Below are 16,679 nucleotides of genomic sequence, written 5' to 3'. Positions count from 1 at the left end.
CTAGGGTTTTGGGGATTAAAATTGTGCTTTGTATGATTCCAAATTCTTATGGACCTGTATAATTTTATAATTGTCGGATAAAACTACAAAATTCTCATCTTTAATGAGGTAGTCCTTATTGTTTTTTATAAGCTCAGCAAAGCCCAGGGCGAAATCTTGGGATGGAAACCCATGTACCACCACAAACTCATCTTCCAAATTATAGATGTCCTTGGATACAATGTTCTTGTAATTTAGTTCGTCCACTACCTCGACCAAACGGTTTTTGAGCTTGGTCGCATTTTCATCATTCTTGATCTTGAACGGAAAAACCACTTTCCAGTTTCCTGCTCCTGTGGAACCTGTTTCTGGGGAAAATTCCTTGGTTTCCAATTTGGGGAGTTGTTCCTCTACCATCTGTTCGGCCTTTTTGCCCTCGGGATTGTTGGGATAGGTGAGTGCTACATAGTTCAAAGCTTCCTTAAAGGGTTCAAAACCTTGCAAACGGCCAATGGCGTTCGCTTTCAGCATCTCGAACTTGGGCACAATGGGGTCTCCAGTAAATTGGTTGATATATTCTTCCGATTGGGTAATAACTTCCAAAAATTGCTGCTGTTCATACTTTTTGAACAAGGCCGCATACCTCGCATCAGGACTATCCGTATTTCCGTCAAGTACAGCCTGTGGGTTCAACAAAATTTCTGCGTAGCGTGTATCCGGGTGATTGGTAATAATGTTCTGTTTCATGTCCATTGCCAATGGGCTTCCGGATTCCTCGTAAATCTTGTACAGATTATATTTTGATGGCAAAATCAAACGCTCTTCGGGATTGGAGGACAGTACGCGCTCCAATTTGGCAGCGGCCAGCATATTGTCCTTGAACTTCTCTTTATAAATCAGTCCTAATTGATAATTGGCGAAATTGCGTTCACCCTTCAAACTATCGATAACGGCCACATCGGTGGGCACTTGTTCCAAATAATAGTCGACTGAATATTTTTGGTCCTCGGTCAACACTTCTTCGTTGGCAGCAATCTCCTCTCCTGTTGCTTCGGAAACCAAGGTTTTGGATTTGTTGCTCCAGCGCCAATCGTCCTCTAAATTCCTTGTGCCCCAACGGGTCTTAAAATCGTTTCTGCCGTGGCCCAGACTGGTAATGTTATAGAAATAGAACTTTCCCTGATTCTCTTTACCGCCCTTACTGTTGGCAAACGTAGCAAAACCGGCATTGGTACGTTCCAGTTGTTTCTCCGCCTCCGCTTCTTCCTTGCGTTTCATCTCGGCAATATGGTCCTCAAAATAAGCGGTTCGTTCTGCAACGGGCATTTGGTACAATGTAATCACACTATCGGCGTGCTGAACGATATCCTCATATTTGATTACATCCTCTAGGTTGTCCAGTTTTTTACTGATATTGCGATGCTTTCTTGTGTTTTCGTTCAGGTTGGTCAAAGTACTATCGTAGTAGGAACCTGCCAATCGATATTCATCCTTATCAAAATAATAGTCTGCCAAACTTTGATAGTTCAAGGCGAACAACTTGCGTTCTCCTTGGGTCGCCTGAATCGATTTGTTATAATAAGCCAAGGCCAAACTATCCTCTTCGTAGGCCAAATGATAATCGGCCACTTGACGGTAGATTTTGTCCAAAAAGGGCCGGTTCTCCCGGTTCTCTTCCAAATCGGTGAGGTATTCCAACATCCCCTCTCGGTTTTCTTCAGCAAGTTCGGTGTTCTGTATTGTCTTTAAATAGGCATTGATCATGTACACCCGTGGTGATTTACGGTTGAGCTCTATGACCTTGTTGTAGGCATAGTTGGCACTGTCCTGATGCCCCAATTGGTCGTACAACTGCCCGATTATGAACAGGTATCTTCCCTTTTCGGGATTCTTTTTGGTGTACGCTTGAGATATTTTTAATTTTTGAATGGCGGTATCGGGCGCATTCAAGTTGATATAGCACTGGGCGAGAACCGCATTGGCATCGGCATATTCCTGGTCCTTCAGCTTTTCGTATTTGAAAAGTCGCTTCAAGTTTTTAATGGCCACTTCGGGGTTGTCCAACCGCATGTTGGTTTTTTCCCGCCAAATGGTGGCTTCGTTCAATTTGTCGCTCTTGCTGTACTTTCTAAGGATGTAGTTGAAAGATTCCAGCGCGGGAATATAACGCTGGTCAAAATAGCGGGACTTCCCCAACAAAAGAAACGCTTCATCGATCTGTGGATTGCGCTCCTCGTCCTTGATGTCCATGCTGTGCTTTTGGATGGCCTTGGTGGCCTTTTCCTCTGCAATAAGAAAGTTGGGGTTGTTGTCCTCGGAGTCCAGTTTTATCTCATCGGTCACCTTGAGTCGCTCCACGGGAAGGATTTCCCAATAGTCGTCACGGTAGTTGGCATTGATTTCTTCCAGCCCTTTTTGAAAGGCCAGGTTACCGTTGTACAAGGTATTGAACTCGGTATTGATGGCGTGCCAATTTCGATTGATGAACTTGTCCTTTTGGGTGGAACAGGCATTGAATGCAAGTCCTCCCAAAACCATGGCGCCTAAAAATGTATGATGAAGCTTCAAAATTATCGATAATCTTGTGTAACCTTAAACTCAAAAATGAGCGGATTATTATAAGGCTTATCGATAAAATGCAAGAATTTTAATGTCGCTTTTCAAACATCAGCCTGCAAAGAAGGCTTCGAGTTCCTTCATGGTTTCCGCAGAGGTATGGATATCCTTCACAATTTCGCCCTTGTTGAGCACCACGATCCGTTCACAAACTTCGGTTACGTGGATCAAATCGTGACTGGAAACCAAAACAGTGACCCCATCTTTGGCCGCCAGATCTTTGATGATTCCCTTTAATCGGATTTGGGTGGTCGGGTCCAAATTGGCAAAAGGCTCGTCCAAGATCACCACTTCGGGGTTGCCGATAAAGCTGGCCACAATGCCCACTTTCTTTTGGTTTCCTTTGGAAAGGTCCCGCAAATACTTTTTCTGGCCCAAGATCTCATCGTGAAAGAAATCCTCAAAATTGGACAACAGGGCATCCACATCGGCCTTGTTCCTGCCGCGCAGCTCCCCGATAAAGTAGAAGTACTCCTCGGGGGTGAGGTACCCGATCAAAAAGGTCTCATCGATAAAGGCAGAGGTAAAGGGTTTCCAATCCTCGCTCTGGTCCACTTGCACATCTTTATTGATGATATGGCCGGATGAGGGCTGAATCAAATCGAGCAACAAACTGAAAAGCGTTGTTTTCCCCGCTCCATTGTTCCCGACCAAGCCAAAGCTCTGTCCTTTGGGAATCTCCAAGCGGTCAATGTTCAAAACGGTGTTCTCACCGTAGGTCTTGGTCAAATTATGAACTGTGATCATGTATTTTATATTAATGGTGTGTTATTTCTGTTTGTATGCTAGTAAAGTTTTGTATTTCTCCTTTTTATAGATGCCCTCGATCATGGTGAACACTTTGTTCTTGAAAACGAACCCGAGTAAACCAAAAACGGCCACAAAAATGTATCCGGCCATGGGGTTGATCAAAAAGTGGCCAATGGCATAAATACCGATGGGCAATACCAATTTTGGTAAAGTGAGCAGAAGCGTTTTTGCGTTAAAAGCCTGCTTGTCTCCAAATGCCTTTTTGTTGGAGGTAAGATCTATCGGGGTTTTGACGTAAGCTCCGCCCCAAAGCACCAGATAGCTGTTTATACCAATATTATAAATGCCCCCTACCAAAACGGCAGCATAGGCTTCCCATCCAAAATAGATATAGAAAGTGGCCAAAATGGTGGATATAATGGTCGCAATAATCACCAAATACCATTTTGAGGAGAGGTATTCGCGATATTTGATGTTTTGGCTCATCATCAAGGGGTAATAACTACTGTCCCAACTGGGCACGTACTGCCCAAAACTGAACAGGAAACCGCCGGTAACGAATATCCCTGCAAAGATTTTCCAGAAAGGGCCATCGTAAACTTCCAAAGCCCCGGTAAAAAACAGGAGTCCATAAAATATAAAGAAGGCGCCTGCAATTACGGCAGAACGTGATCGTTTGTTTCGTTTTATCAGTTTGATGTCGTTCTTCAGGAAGGTTCCCAAATTCCCAAAGCGATCCAACCATTCGAGGTTTTCGGTCTTGGCCTCGGTCTGTTTCTTGGCCAAACCGCCATCCAGATACATATGTTTTTTAAAATAGGCAAAGGCGCCATAATACAATCCTATCAAAATCAACCAAGGGATAATCGCCGTCCAAGGGATGTCGTAGAAAAAATCGAAAATTGGACCGGTATAGATGGTAATATCAAACCATTGGTAATACTGTGATGCACCCGCAACAATGAACAATGCCGCAATGACATAAAAAACCACATTCTGGTTGTTCACCATTACATTGATAAAGTTGTTACAGTAAATTATGGCCATTAATGCCAGATGCCAACCTACGACTTGCAAAGGTGGATATCCCTCCACAAGTAAAACTATACTAAACGGAATAAAGAAGAAGGCATGTGCAAGGTTAAAGAAGGATATGACCGTTTTTCCCAATGAAAAATTGACCACTTTGCTCTTGCTAATGGGCAGATAGAGCAAAGGTTTGATATTGGTGACGGGCATTTTTTGCAGCATGTACCTAAACACTAGGTCAAAGGCCAAATAATAGATCATAAACTGATTGACAACACGAAGCGGATCCCCAATTTCCATTTCCTTGATCAAGAAAAAGGCTCCGACACCCATTCCTAGGAAAACCACAATAAAGTATAGGGCCCCCAAGGCCATCAATATCTTAAACCAAATCTCGGTCTTAAAAGTTGCTGACCTAAAAAAAGACTTCCATTGGAGTCCAATAAAATGTTTGAGCATGGTTGGCGTTTTTTTAGTTGGTGTCTAATTTATCGGATTTGTTACAGAAGAGACATGCTTTTTATAAAAATAGGCGTGCAAAAAGTATGTAATGCTTAATTTTGCAGCAAAATTCGATACATGAGTCATTTTCATGCCCTAAAAATAGCCGCGGTGGACCGATTGACGCCAAATGCCGTGGCCCTTACCTTTGACATACCGGAAAACTTAAAAGAGGATTACAGCTTTAAAGCTGGTCAATACATTACCTTAAAATTCTCTTTGGATGGAAAGGAACTTCGCAGGGCCTATTCCATTTCATCACCACCTTCGTCTGGAAAATTGACGGTGGGTATCAAAAAAATGGAAGGGGGAACTTTTTCCGTCTTTGCCAACGAGCAGTTGAAGGCTGGGGACGAAATTGAGGTAATGGTCCCCGAAGGGCGCTTTATTTTTGATGCCTCTTCTCCAAAAAAGATAGCGGCTTTTGCAGCGGGAAGCGGTATTACTCCCATCATGAGCATTGCCCAAACAGTTTTGGAGAGCAACACAGAAAGCAATTTTGTCTTGGTCTTCGGAAATCAATCTCCCGAAGAGACCATGTATTTTAAGACCATACAATCCATTAAGGAACGTTATGGAGACCGCTTTTTTGTACAGTATGTGTACAGCAGGTCCACCGAGGAAGATGCCCTTTTTGGACGGATAGAGCGTTCGACCGTGAATTTTGTGCTCAAAAACAAGTTCAAGGGAACCGAGTTTGATGGTTTTTACCTTTGTGGCCCAGAAGAAATGATAGATCAGGTAACGGATACCTTACAAGACAATGGTGTTCCCAAGGAAAAAATCCATTTTGAGCTCTTTACCACGGATGATGATGGCGATGACGAGCTTGCTGAAGAACTGGAAGGCAAAACTAGAGTGGATGTTCTTTTGGACGATGAGACCTTTACCTTTGTAATGGACAAAAAGGAACGGGTGTTGGATGCAGTCCTAAAAGAAGATATAGATGCTCCGTACTCTTGCCAAGGCGGTGTTTGCAGTAGCTGCATTGCGCGACTTACCGAAGGGAAGGTGGAAATGGTAAGAAACCAGATCCTTACCGACAGCGAAATTGAAGAAGGGTTTATCCTCACCTGTCAATCGCATCCTACCACCCCAAGTATAAAGGTGGATTATGACGATGTATAGATTGAAATGGCCTAACTAGGTCTTGGTCAACAATTTTTCCAAGGCCCTGCTTCCATGTTCGTACCCTATATTGAAAGCGTTTTCGATACCTTTTTTATCAAGAACGCCTATGGTCTCCAATTCGCTAGGCTCGATAAATAGATCACATTCCATCATCTTCTCATGATTCGATGCATGGATCATTAAACTAGTGACCCTTGCTGTCAACTGAAAGGAATTTCTCAAATCCTTTTTTTCCAAGGGAACGGTTATGGACACATTGCTCCCAATGGTATAGTCTGTAATATGATGTACATATTCCTTTGGAAAATTGTTCATGATTCCTCCATCGGCATACAGTACATCATCAATGGTTACGGGGCTAAAAACGGGCGGTAAGGCGGCTGATGCCAATAAAGGTTTGATGAGTTCCCCCTCATAAAACACCTTCTCGCTACCTTTCAATAAATCTGTTGCGACCACAAAAAGAGGGCGTTTTAAACTTTTGAAGTTGTTCTCGGGAAAAAAATGCTTAAAAATGCTAAAATACCGCTCCGTGTCGATAAACCCGGGTTTGTTGATGGCAAAAAAGCTATACTGGAACAATGGGGTCTCTTTAAAGAACTTGAGCATATCCTCCACCGAATTGTCGTTGGCATATAGCGCACCCACTAGAGCACCAATGCTTGTTCCGGCCACTACTTTAGCCTCGACTCCATGTTCGCGCATGGCCTTTATAAGTCCTATATGTGCCATGCCACGGACACCTCCCCCGGAAAGCACCAAGCCTATGGATTTATCTTCAAGCATTTCTTAAAAGTAATACCGTGTAAAGGTAACATAATGATAGTTTTCCAAGGTTACTACAACATTGTATTTCGATTAAAAGACCTCGCTACAATCAAAAAACCAAACCCATTTAGTCAAAACTCCGTAAGTGATTATATAAACTAAAAATTTAATCTCATGAAATCTATTAAAACATTAACATTACTAATTGCTTGTGCTGGATTTATGACCATCACTACAGGTTTTTCACAAACTAAAATGGTAGGGGGAGCCCCCATGTATCCAAGCAAGGATATTGTTTCCAATGCCGTAAACTCTAAAGACCATACTACTTTGGTTGCTGCCGTAAAAGCTGCTGGATTGGTAGAAACTCTACAAGGTGAAGGTCCATTCACCGTATTTGCTCCTACCAACAGTGCATTCGAAAAATTGCCTGATGGAACGGTAGCTACATTGCTCAAACCAGAAAACAAGGCAAAATTGCAAGGAGTACTTACCTATCACGTGGTGGCTGGAAAATACAACGCCAAAGACTTGAAAAAATGGATTAAGAAAGGTGACGGCATGGCCGAGCTTACCACAGTGAACGGAGATACCTTGACCGCCATGATGGACAAAGGTATGATCATGATCAAGGACGGTGCCGGAAACGTGTCCACTGTAACCATCGCCGACGTGAACCAATCCAATGGGGTTATCCATGTGGTGGATACTGTTGTGTTACCTTCAAAATAAACATTTCCTTCATAATTTGAATTAGCAGAAGAGCGACAATTGTCGCTCTTTTCTTTTTAGATATCTAATAATCAGATTTCCTGTATCACGAGATATTTATTTTTCAGGATCTGTAATCTTGCACAAATACTTTCGACCTAAATGATTAATGATAATTGTTGTATGTTTAGGTAAAACATTAAATAGAAGAACATGGCCAATTCATATTACGACCCAGCAGACCTTAGAAAATTTGGCAACATCACAGAGTGGAGCGAGGAACTGGGCAAAAAGTTTTTTGACTACTACGGAAAGGTTTTTGAGGAAGGTGCACTCAGTGCCCGCGAAAAATCCTTGATTGCCCTGGCCGTGGCTCATGTGGTAAAGTGCCCATACTGTATAGATGCCTATACCAAAGATGGTCTGCAACGTGGCATTACCAAGGAAGAGATGATGGAGGCAGTACACGCCGGTGCAGCTATAGAAAGCGGTGCAACATTGGTACATGGTGTTCAAATGATGAACAAGTACGATAAACTTTCCATGTAGTACTGGAGCGCTTCTTTTGAAAGAGTTGGACTGAAAAATATTTCAAGTGGAACATCAAGGTTTCCTCTAGGATTATAAAAAGTAGATATGACGCAAAGCATACTCACAGACATAAAAAAAGCAGCTAAAAAATCGTTGAAAGCACGGGAAGATGAGCTTGCCAATACCCAAAAACAATTGGAAATATTGAGTGGCGACCTTTTTGTCGGGGGAGAACTTCCGTTTTTTAAGGATAAAATTGCAGAAACAGGTCAATTCCCGTTAAAGCCCAAAAAGTTGGAAGTGCTCCAAATCAACGTGGGATATATGTGCAATCAAGTCTGTGCGCACTGCCATGTAGATGCCGGCCCCGACCGACAGGAAATCATGACGCGGGAAACCATGGAACAATGTCTGGAGGTCATCCGCAACACCGGAGCGCACACTTTGGACCTTACCGGTGGAGCTCCGGAAATGAACCCGGATTTTAGGTGGTTTGTGGAGGAAGCGTCCAAAGCGGGCATCCAAGATTTCATCGTACGCTCCAATTTGACCATCATTTTGGCCAATAAAAAGTACCACGACCTACCGGAATTTTTCAAAAAGCACAATGTACACGTAGTATCCTCCATGCCGCACTACACCCGGGGTAAAACGGACAAGCAACGGGGAGAAGGGGTTTTTGACAAATCCATAAAAGCATTACAAATGCTCAACAAAGTGGGTTATGGAATGCCAAACAGCGATTTGCGCTTGGATTTGGTGTATAATCCCTCAGGAGCGTTTTTGCCTGCTAACCAAGCGGCTATGGAACATGATTTCAAAAAAGCGCTTAAAGAGGATTTTGACATCGACTTCCACAATCTTTTTGCCATCACCAATCTGCCCATTTCTCGGTTCTTGGACTACCTCATCGCTTCGGACAATTACGAGGATTATATGTATTCCTTGGTTGAGGCCTATAATCCGGCCGCAGTTGAAAACGTAATGTGCACCAATACCATCTCTGTAAGTTGGGACGGTTGGTTATACGACTGCGATTTCAATCAAATGTTGGACCTAAAAGTGGCGAGCAAAGTAAAACACATCAAGGATTACAATGATGATGTGCTCAGTAATCGGGACATTATCATTTCTCAACATTGCTACGGCTGCACCGCAGGGGCCGGTAGTAGTTGCCAGGGAACGGTGGCTTAATCCACTACGGAAGGGAACACGCCCCTTGTGCCCATATCCACGACGCTTTCACCCAATAGAGGTTCATATTTACCGTTGCCGTTACCATCTTCCCATTCAAAACTTTGGTTGATGGATATGACCACTTCAATATTAATGTCTTCGGATGCATTTGCTGGTATCACCAAAGCCGATGGAAATTGTCCCGTCACTACACATGAACCCTCCGGAACCGGGGAAGTATCATCTATTGGGTTGGGCACCGTGGTTTGCGGAGCATTGCCTTGTGTTAATTGCGTTAGGACAAACCCGTTAATATTCCCTTGGGTTTCCAGGCCAAAATACCCTTGGGCCTTATTCCCATTGACATCTACTGTAAGTTTGTCCAAGGTATAATTGCCGATATAAGTGTTGTAACCCAAAAAAGATCCAACAGTGGCATCCACATCAATATTATCGTCGACGCCATCCGGCCAGTCGGGAATTTCCGTTTCGGCTCCCTCAAGGTTGTATACGATTTTGTATTTCTGGTACCCAATAGAAGCCCTAAAATATTCATATGTGCCTGAGGCTACGTAACTCAATGGAATGCTGAAGGTGTTGATTTCTTCATTCAAAAACACTTCGCTGTTAAAATCGATGGCAGTGGCTCCCCCGCTTCCCGTAGTTGCGGTCGAAGTGATGGTGACACCCTCATCATAGGGAGTGAACTTGTCCGGATACAGGCCCATAAAATGCAACCCTAGAACTTCAAAATCGGGGTCTTGCGCTGCATTTCCTTCGGGAACCGATACAGGGTTGCCCAAATTGTCCAACCTTTCAGCCTCGTTATCCATGATAAAAGTAATGTTCAATCTAGGAACCGGTTCAGGATTTGTTGTAGGCTCTTCAGAGGAACAAGAGAGCAGAACAGCTCCCAGAAACATGGTAAATATCAAGTTCGTTTTTTTCATAGCTTGTTTTTATATGACTTCGGTCAATGTCCAAAAACGGACACGGAAAGTTAAGATAATCGATTTTATATAAAATGATGCAATAACCGATAATTGGTTGCTCAATTGTCCAAGATGCCCGTCAATCTATCCAATACTCGCTCTGGTTTGATGGTTTCCATTGCGTTCTCATACCCTTGGGGCACCTTGTTACCATAAACCGAGGTCGGAATCAAAGGGTAGATACCACGGTCGGCCATGAGCGCATTTTCCAAGGGCTGCCCAAATGGATAGAACCCGGCAAACGGATGGGTAACCCCCCAGAGAGTAACCACGGGAATGCCGTAATTGGCCGCCATGTGTGCATTGCCACTGTCCATGGACAGCATTACATCCAAATTGGAGATGAGTTGTAGTTCTTCGGAAAGATTCAATTTACCCGCCATGCAAAATACATTTTCACTGGTTTGGGCCATACCTTCCAGCACTTCAATTTCTTTGGTTCCACCGCCAAAAAGCAAAATTTTATACTTTTCGGTATCATCCAATTTTTTGATGATTTCCTTGGTGGATTCCAATGGATACATTTTGCCTTCGTGAGCCGCAAAGGGGGCAATGCCTACCCATTTTTTCACATCCTGTCCTACCAGTCCCAACACTTTTTCGGAAAGCTGAATACGCTCTAATGGCTTGGCATTTGATAGGTCAACCGGGAATCCCAATTGTCCAAAAACATCGGCATAGCGCTGGTGGGTTGTCCTTAGCTGCTCAAAAACTTTGTTTTTAGATCGCGTGAGTGCTTTTTTTTCCTTCCTTCCTTTATCAATTTGGGCAAAAGGAAGACGGTCCAGGGCAAAATACTTTTTGAGTATACGGCTGCGCAACACATTATGGAGGTCCGCAACGGCATCAAACTGTTGGGGTTTCAATTCTTTGTAGAGACGCCAAAGCCCCATCAAACCCTTGTGTCTATTTTTAACATCGGCCTCTTTGACCTGCACATGCTCCAAGCCATCAAATATGGGCATGAAGTTCTTTTTGGTGAGGATGGTCAAGCGGATTTCAGGATATTTATCGATGAGTGCACGGAGCACAGGAACGGTCATTGCCACATCGCCCATAGCGGATAAGCGAATGACCAAGATATGGGTATGTTTACCCTTTTTGACCACGAAGCACCGGGTTAAGTTCGTCGTCGTTGTACATTTTCATCTGTTTATAGACTTTCATGTACTTTTCCCCTGCCTCAATATCGGCCAACAACTGGTCAATGGCGGTGGAAAGGTCTTTTTTCTGCTCCAAAAGCACCGCTAGTTTCTCACTGCATTTATTAATGTGTTCTGGTGATGCATCGGTACGGTTTACCTCTTCTTGCATGTGATATATTTTCAACGCGAGAATGGAAAGACGGTCTATGGCCCAGGCCGGGCTTTCGGTATTGATGGTGGCCTCTTCTTTTACATGTACTGATTGGTATTTATTCAAAAAGTAACTATCGATATATTCCACCAAGTCCGTACGATCTTGATTGCTGGCATCAATTTTACGTTTGAGGTCCAACGCGGCAACAGGATCTATTTTTGGGTCCCTAATAATATCTTCGTAGTGCCACTGCACGGTATCTATCCAGTTTTTCCTATATAGCAAATGCTCCACTTTATCCTTTGGATAAGGGTTGCTGAATTCTTGGCACACATCGTCCTTGATGTGATAGGTATCAATACTTTCTTGAAATATATTGAATGCAAAATCGCTGAACATAGCTTAAATTTTGTTCAAAGATATTGCTTTATGCCATATTTAGTTGAGGTGAACGGCAAAAAGCGAACAGGCCAATACCACAAAGCCTACCATTAAAGCTTCCTGAAGCCTTCTTTTTTTCATCACTTCAAAATAATTGGTAAAAAATACGGCGGCAGGAAAAAAGGTAAGCAAAACGGGCGATGCATCGGCAGGGGTAAAGAGAATAATACCGGTGCCCAAAACAAAGATTAAAAACACGATCCGAAGCAACAGTAATTTTCCTCCGCTCACGTTTCTCAACCTAATGAACACGGCAATGGAAACGAGTATGGTCAAAATCAGATAGATCAATGTCTTTATGTTCAATACCTGAAAGAAGGATTTGCTGGTAAAAAGGCCCAAGGAAAATTGATAATGGTCCTCAAAAAAGTTCATTGACCCTTTTAGTTTCAAAACGGTGAACGTAAGTATAAAAATTGTACCTACCCCCAACAATGGAACCAACCAATTTTTGAACGTTTTACGGTCGTAGACCCCGATCACAAAAAAAACGAGGAGCATAAAGGCAAGGGCCCAATCGTAGAACAAACTTGCAATGGCAATCAATAGGGAGGCATCAAAAATTTTGTGCTTTACGTTTTTTGTGGATTTGATGGACAATATCCTCCAGAAGGCCAAGAGCAAAAAGAAGTTGGCGAACAGTACGTTTTGAAGCACCAATTCATCGGAAAACGTAACAATCAGAAGTACAAAAAAGAGCATCGCATAGGAGTTTGACTCTGTTGCCTTTTCCGTTCTTACAATTTGATTGGTGATGAAAACCGAGACCAACAAAACCGCAAACAGCATCATTTCCAAGGGAATAACCTGATTGATCCTTTGATCTCCCAGTTGAAAAAAAACATTGGTAAAATAGAATAGGAACAGGAAACTGGCGAGAACTATATTGTTTATGGGTTTAGTTTTTCCGAAAAAGCTTGAAATCATCCTATCTTTTGCTACTTTTGTAAAGTAAATATAGCCAAGATGAGCAAGTTTTTTTACGGTATAGAGGACTTATTTGTAAACTACCTTTTCGCACCATTGGATTTTTTCCGGTTTATGCACAGCTGGTGGGGTTCCAACTCCATTAACTGGATTTTTATGATCATCGGTTTTGTGGCGATGGTGTACTGGATGGGCCAGTTGAAGATTTTCAACGAGAACGGTGAAGAGGACAAGAGCATAAGCTCCCACTCATACATCTAGATCGAATCCTAAATCTTTTCGGTAATACATTCCATCAAAATGGAGTTTTTCCATGTTTTGATAGGATGTTTTCAATGCTTCCTTAAAGTCTTTTCCAAAGGAAGTAACGGCTATTACACGCCCTCCGTTGGTCACTACTTTTCCGTTGGACATTTTAGTTCCCGCATGGAAAACAATAGAATCTTGAATGTTTTCTGCCCCTGTGATTTCCTTGCCTTTTTCGTAGGCTTCAGGGTAGCCTCCCGATACGGCCATAACCGTGGTTGCCGTTCTTTCATCGATTTGAAGGTCAATTTGATCAAGGGTGCCGTTCGCCATTGCCAATAACACATCCACAAGATCACTTTTAAGGCGCGGAATCACAACTTCGGTCTCTGGATCTCCCATACGAACGTTGTACTCGATTACTTTGGGCTCATCGCCGACTTTGATCAATCCGATAAAGATAAAGCCCACATAAGGTAAATTATCCGTTTTAAGCCCGTCTACGGTCGGTTTTACGATTTTGCGCTCTATCTTGCCCATTAAGACCGAATCGGCAAAAGGAACCGGGGAAATGGCCCCCATGCCGCCCGTGTTGAGTCCGGTGTCTCCCTCACCTATCCTTTTGTAATCTTTGGCGGTGGGAAGGATTTTGTAATTGGTTCCGTCCGTCAATACAAAACAACTCAGTTCGATACCGTCCAAGAACTCTTCGATGACCACCGTGGCACTTGCGTTCCCGAATTTGGAATCGACCAACATGGATTTAAGCTCGTCCTTGGCTTCCTGCAGATCTTGAAGGATCAAAACTCCTTTTCCTGCAGCAAGTCCATCCGCTTTTAGTACGTACGGTGGATTTAGGGTTTCCAAAAAGGTATACCCCTTTTCCAATGTCTCACTCGTAAAACTTTCGTAAGCTGCCGTTGGAATATTGTGCCGCATCATAAACTCCTTGGCAAACTCCTTGCTCCCCTCGAGCTCTGCAGCAGCTTTCTCCGGCCCGATAACAGGAACGGCGTTCAGTTCGGTATCCTTCAAGAAAAAATCATGTACCCCATTTACCAGAGGATCTTCCGGTCCTACTACTACCAATTCTATGCTTTCTTTGAGCACCAATTGTTTGATGGCTTCAAAATCGTTCACGCCCACCTCAACATTTGTGGCAATTTGAGAGGTGCCCGCATTGCCGGGCGCTACAAAAAGATTGGATGTTTTAGGGCTTTGAGAGATTTTTAGGGAAATGGCATGTTCGCGACCGCCAGAGCCCAAGACCAGGATATTCATGATTCGATGTTTTGGCAAAAATAACTCAATTCAAATTTAATTTAAGGGTTATTTGCAAATGATCTGGGCTTACTTTTCGACACGAATTGCACAAATTTCCACTAAGCCATTACGGAGCGTGGTTGTCATTTCGAGCGAATGCGAGAAATCTACAATAAGTCAGATTCCTCAATCGTCGCTTCGCCCCTCTTTTCGAAATGACATTTGACGAGTGATTTATGGTAAAAACTCTCTGTGGGCCTCCCATAACTTTTCATCCGAAAGGGATTTAAAGTATTCGAATACTTTTTTGAGGCCTTCGGAACGATGTACCTTGGGTTCCCAATCCAAAACTTCCTTGGCACGTGAAATATCGGGCTGACGTTGCATGGGGTCGTCTTGCGGCAATGGTTTGAACACGATTTTTTGGTCGGTTCCCGTCAGTTTGATGATTTCTTCGGCAAACTCCAAAATAGTGGTTTCATCCGGGTTACCGATGTTGATGGGTTCTACATAATCGCTCATCAAAAGGCGATAGATTCCCTCAATTTGGTCATCGATATAGGTAAAGGATCGGGATTGCGAGCCGTCCCCAAACACGGTCAAATCCTCTCCACGAAGGGCCTGACCCATAAAAGCGGGAACCACTCGGCCGTCATTAAGGCGCATTCGAGATCCGTAGGTGTTAAAAATCCGAACGATACGGGTGTCCAGTCCATGGTGCCGGTGATAGGCCATGGTTATGGATTCCATAAAGCGTTTGGCCTCATCATATACTCCTCGCGGCCCAATGGGACTCACGTTTCCGTAATATTCCTCATTCTGGGGATGTACCAACGGGTCACCATACACCTCGGATGTGGAGGCGACTAAAATGCGTGCTCCGTGATCTCTGGCCAATCCCAAAAGATTGAGTGTTCCCAAGGAACCAACTTTGAGAGTTTCGATGGGAATCTTTAAATAGTCGATTGGACTTGCAGGAGATGCAAAATGAAGGATATAATCCATCTTGCCCGGAACATGGACAAATTTGGTAACATCGTGATGAAAAAATTCAAACCGCTTTAGGTGGAACAGGTGCTCTATGTTCTTGATATCCCCTGTAATCAGGTTATCCATGCCAATAACATGGTGGCCTTCGGCAATGAACCGATCACAAAGGTGTGAGCCTAAAAACCCTGCAGCTCCGGTTATTAGTGTTTTTTTCATTCTTGATCATTCTTGTTTTTAGCAGGGTTTTCCTTTTTTCCCTTAATGGACTCTATTTTCCTTTTCAACCGAATCTTCTGCTTTAACGTGGTAAAGTTGTAGTTGTACCTGAAAAATATATAGGCTAAAAAAATTACAACACTGACAAGCATTATCACCATTCCTGTATTCTTTGCCTTGCTTCCCAAAATAATAAACAGCACCACAAAGATGATGTTGAAACAGCCTATGATAAAACTTGCTTGTTTGTGGGAAAGCCCCCAAAAATCTATAAGTACATGGTGTACATGGTTCCTATCTGGAGAGAATGGCCCTCTTTTGTTTGCCAACCGGATCGCAAACACTCTCGCTGTATCAAAAAGAGGAACTATCAAAATGCTTATTGCTATCAATGGCGCATTTTCCAGCAAAAATGGAAGCTCTCCATAAGCTGTTGGTTCAAGGGCCAGAAACTTCAATGTCAAAACGCTTATGATAAACCCGACGATTAAAGAGCCGGTGTCGCCCATAAAAATTTTTTTGCTTGATGATATATTGAATCCAAAAAACGCCATTAAACAGGCATTCATTGTAATGGCTATCAATGCAAAAAAATACTCTTTAGACAAATAGAAAATTGTGGTGTAAATAACCATAATCACTATACCAACTATTGAAGCCAACCCATCTATTCCATCAATTAGGTTATACGAATTGATAATGGTAAGCATTAAAAATCCTCCAATTGCCAGATATAAATAATATGGAATCTCATAGATATTGAGAAAGCCGTTCAATGATTCTATTCCAAAGCTATCGTTAACCAAAATAAAAGCAATTGCAATCACTTGAGCAATTAGTTTTGACCCGGGAGACAGTACTACCATATCATCCTTTAAACCAACAATGAACAAGATGGTGAGACCGGGAATGATGAATATGTCTTCGGTATGTTCGTGCCAGTTCTTAATAAAGAATAGAGCAATAATGATTGTGAAAAAGAAGGAAACCCCTCCCAATGTTGGTGTTCTCCGACTATGTGAACTTCTTTGGTTTGGGTCATCCATTAACCTTTTGTATTCCACAACACCTATTATTTTGGGGATTGTGAGATACACTAAGAGGAAGGATCCA

The 16,679-nt window shown here is 42.9% G+C and carries 16 protein-coding genes; 5 read left to right on the top strand and 11 right to left on the bottom strand.

Translation table 11 applies throughout. From position 1 onward, the window contains the following. Positions 1 to 15: 15 nt before the first annotated feature. The 3 genes from porW to J0656_RS02425 form a co-directional block, all read right to left on the bottom strand. Complete coding sequence (porW, locus tag J0656_RS02435) at positions 16 to 2,547, bottom strand: type IX secretion system periplasmic lipoprotein PorW/SprE (RefSeq protein WP_470295087.1); 2,532 nt, start codon at positions 2,545 to 2,547, stop codon at positions 16 to 18. Positions 2,548 to 2,646: 99 nt separating this feature from the next. Further along, positions 2,647 to 3,342, bottom strand: a complete 696-nt coding sequence (locus J0656_RS02430; RefSeq protein WP_207031236.1) for an ABC transporter ATP-binding protein — start codon at positions 3,340 to 3,342, stop codon at positions 2,647 to 2,649. A gap of 21 nt (positions 3,343 to 3,363) precedes the next feature. Beyond that, complete coding sequence (locus J0656_RS02425) at positions 3,364 to 4,833, bottom strand: DUF5687 family protein (RefSeq protein ID WP_207031234.1); 1,470 nt, start codon at positions 4,831 to 4,833, stop codon at positions 3,364 to 3,366. A gap of 120 nt (positions 4,834 to 4,953) precedes the next feature. Between J0656_RS02425 and J0656_RS02420 the strand changes: the two genes are divergently transcribed. Next, positions 4,954 to 6,003 carry a ferredoxin--NADP reductase gene (locus J0656_RS02420; RefSeq protein WP_207031233.1) on the top strand — a complete coding sequence of 350 codons (1,050 nt, stop codon included), beginning with the start codon at positions 4,954 to 4,956 and terminating at the stop codon, positions 6,001 to 6,003. 15 nt (positions 6,004 to 6,018) lie between these two features. Here J0656_RS02420 and J0656_RS02415 read toward each other — a convergent pair whose 3' ends face one another. After that, complete coding sequence (locus J0656_RS02415; RefSeq protein ID WP_207031232.1) at positions 6,019 to 6,792, bottom strand: patatin-like phospholipase family protein; 774 nt, start codon at positions 6,790 to 6,792, stop codon at positions 6,019 to 6,021. A 156-nt stretch (positions 6,793 to 6,948) separates the two neighbouring features. On the opposite strand from J0656_RS02415, the gene J0656_RS02410 reads away from it, so the two are divergent. The 3 genes from J0656_RS02410 to arsS all read left to right on the top strand — a co-directional run bounded on the left by J0656_RS02410 (position 6,949) and on the right by arsS (position 9,210). Next, positions 6,949 to 7,506 carry a fasciclin domain-containing protein gene (locus J0656_RS02410; RefSeq protein ID WP_207031231.1) on the top strand — a complete coding sequence of 186 codons (558 nt, stop codon included), beginning with the start codon at positions 6,949 to 6,951 and terminating at the stop codon, positions 7,504 to 7,506. Between the two features lie 192 nt (positions 7,507 to 7,698). Next, positions 7,699 to 8,034 carry an arsenosugar biosynthesis-associated peroxidase-like protein gene (locus J0656_RS02405; protein WP_108245588.1) on the top strand — a complete coding sequence of 112 codons (336 nt, stop codon included), beginning with the start codon at positions 7,699 to 7,701 and terminating at the stop codon, positions 8,032 to 8,034. A gap of 87 nt (positions 8,035 to 8,121) precedes the next feature. Beyond that, entirely contained in the window at positions 8,122 to 9,210 is a 1,089-nt protein-coding gene (arsS, locus tag J0656_RS02400; RefSeq protein ID WP_207031230.1) for an arsenosugar biosynthesis radical SAM (seleno)protein ArsS, read from the top strand. Here the strand turns inward: arsS and J0656_RS02395 are convergent. The 4 genes from J0656_RS02395 to J0656_RS02380 all read right to left on the bottom strand — a co-directional run bounded on the left by J0656_RS02395 (position 9,207) and on the right by J0656_RS02380 (position 12,851). Beyond that, positions 9,207 to 10,142, bottom strand: coding sequence for a hypothetical protein (locus J0656_RS02395; protein WP_207031229.1), 936 nt, complete (start codon positions 10,140 to 10,142; stop codon positions 9,207 to 9,209). The two genes, arsS and J0656_RS02395, sit on opposite strands and share 4 nt — an antisense overlap. A gap of 101 nt (positions 10,143 to 10,243) precedes the next feature. Then, entirely contained in the window at positions 10,244 to 11,293 is a 1,050-nt protein-coding gene (locus tag J0656_RS02390; RefSeq protein ID WP_313790171.1) for a glycosyltransferase family 9 protein, read from the bottom strand. Further along, the gene (locus tag J0656_RS02385; RefSeq protein WP_207031228.1) at positions 11,277 to 11,882 is read right to left on the bottom strand and encodes a DUF4254 domain-containing protein; all 606 of its coding nucleotides are present in this window, start codon (positions 11,880 to 11,882) and stop codon (positions 11,277 to 11,279) included. Before J0656_RS02385 ends, J0656_RS02390 begins: the two co-directional genes overlap by 17 nt. Before the next feature lie 39 nt (positions 11,883 to 11,921). Next, complete coding sequence (locus tag J0656_RS02380; RefSeq protein ID WP_207031226.1) at positions 11,922 to 12,851, bottom strand: DUF6427 family protein; 930 nt, start codon at positions 12,849 to 12,851, stop codon at positions 11,922 to 11,924. Between the two features lie 39 nt (positions 12,852 to 12,890). Between J0656_RS02380 and J0656_RS02375 the strand changes: the two genes are divergently transcribed. Next, on the top strand, positions 12,891 to 13,112 hold the full coding sequence (locus tag J0656_RS02375) for a DUF6341 family protein (RefSeq protein WP_108245594.1): 222 nt from the start codon (positions 12,891 to 12,893) through the stop codon (positions 13,110 to 13,112). On the opposite strand, the gene purD is transcribed toward J0656_RS02375, so the two are convergent. The 3 genes from purD to J0656_RS02360 form a co-directional block, all read right to left on the bottom strand. After that, positions 13,101 to 14,378, bottom strand: coding sequence for a phosphoribosylamine--glycine ligase (gene purD, locus J0656_RS02370; RefSeq protein ID WP_207031225.1), 1,278 nt, complete (start codon positions 14,376 to 14,378; stop codon positions 13,101 to 13,103). The genes J0656_RS02375 and purD overlap by 12 nt on opposite strands. Positions 14,379 to 14,594: 216 nt before the next feature. Further along, positions 14,595 to 15,566 carry a UDP-glucuronic acid decarboxylase family protein gene (locus tag J0656_RS02365; protein WP_207031223.1) on the bottom strand — a complete coding sequence of 324 codons (972 nt, stop codon included), beginning with the start codon at positions 15,564 to 15,566 and terminating at the stop codon, positions 14,595 to 14,597. Continuing rightward, on the bottom strand, positions 15,563 to 16,630 hold the full coding sequence (locus tag J0656_RS02360) for an MraY family glycosyltransferase (protein ID WP_288979688.1): 1,068 nt from the start codon (positions 16,628 to 16,630) through the stop codon (positions 15,563 to 15,565). Before J0656_RS02360 ends, J0656_RS02365 begins: the two co-directional genes overlap by 4 nt. Positions 16,631 to 16,679: the final 49 nt, after the last annotated feature.

The organism is Flagellimonas aurea (assembly GCF_017313785.1).
Lineage (GTDB): Bacteria > Bacteroidota > Bacteroidia > Flavobacteriales > Flavobacteriaceae > Flagellimonas > Flagellimonas aurea.
The sequence above is the reverse complement of the archived record's forward strand: the minus strand, read 5'-3'. Positions and strand labels throughout refer to the sequence as shown.